General features: G+C 55.0%; 1 protein-coding gene. It reads left to right on the plus strand.

The window, feature by feature from the left end:
- Nucleotides 1-507 precede the first annotated feature (507 nt).
- Nucleotides 508-1,131, plus strand: a 624-nt coding sequence (locus ACEVQ6_RS23640) for a bifunctional DNA primase/polymerase (RefSeq protein WP_374891489.1), incomplete at its 3' end; no start/stop codon positions are given.

Below are 1,131 nucleotides of genomic sequence, written 5' to 3' on the forward strand. Positions count from 1 at the left end.
AAATTTATATTCAAATAAAAATTACACTTGAAGTAAAACAGTACCGCCAATGTGACAGGGAACAGGGGTAATGGCCGACGGGATAGCCTGGAAAGAACTTGCTAATTTAGAGGCGCGGTGGCTAGTCTCGCTACGATAGCTTCAAGCACTTTCTCCTCCATCAGGGAAAAAAGTACAGTGTACTTTATATCACAGAGAACCTTGTTATCTGGTGGCTGTAGCCGATGCGGTCGACAGCGGTGTGATGGCCTCTCGTCTGCAGGTAGCCTCCAGCAACCTCCCTACTGGCCAAATGCTTCGGCGATCATCTGGTACCGGTCAGGCTCAAGGCCGCATGGATTGTCCGCATCGGCTTTGCGCGCTGCCGCATCCATGGATACCAGAATGTCCTTTTCAAGGACACACTGAGTATATTTCCCTGAGTATGTGACACTGCGGTCGATTTCGTTGGCAGACCGAATTTATCGATCCCACATGGCCGAGGTTCATCTAACAATCGGAGACCTTATGCCGTCGATTTTCTCTGAAACCGCACCGCTTTACTGGACTGCAAACCTTCCCGCCATTCCTCTTATCGCCGCAGCCAAACGCCCGGCAATCGCCGGCTGGCAGATCTACTCGGATCGCCTTCCGTCGACCGACGACCAGCGCAACTGGATGAGCGCATTCGCCAGCGGCAACATCGGACTGCCGATGGGGCCGGCATCGGAATTGGTTGCCATCGACATCGATACCGACGATGCCGCGATCAACGCCGCGCTCGACCGTATCCTTCCTGCCTCTCCCTGGCATCGCATGGACCGCAAAGGGCGCGTACAGATCTATCGCTGGTCTGGAGAGCGCACCGCGCGCATCAAGGATGAGAACGGCAATATGATTTGCGAGATCCTCTCCAAGGGGACGCAGATTGTCCTGCCGCCGTCGATCCATCCCGATACCAGGCAGCCTTATACGGCAAATGGCAATCTCTGGGAGATCGCCAGCACAGCGCTGCCTCTTCCGACAGATTTTGAACGCGTCCTCAAAGAGGCTCTGCGGAATGCGGGCATTGCGATCTCGTCTGGCAATCGCATGAAGACTCTGGACTTCGTGCCGGCCGGGGCACGCAACAACAAGATGGTTTCCATGGCC

Source organism: Ensifer soli (assembly GCF_041928815.1).
In the GTDB taxonomy this organism is placed as follows: domain Bacteria; phylum Pseudomonadota; class Alphaproteobacteria; order Rhizobiales; family Rhizobiaceae; genus JBHFEI01.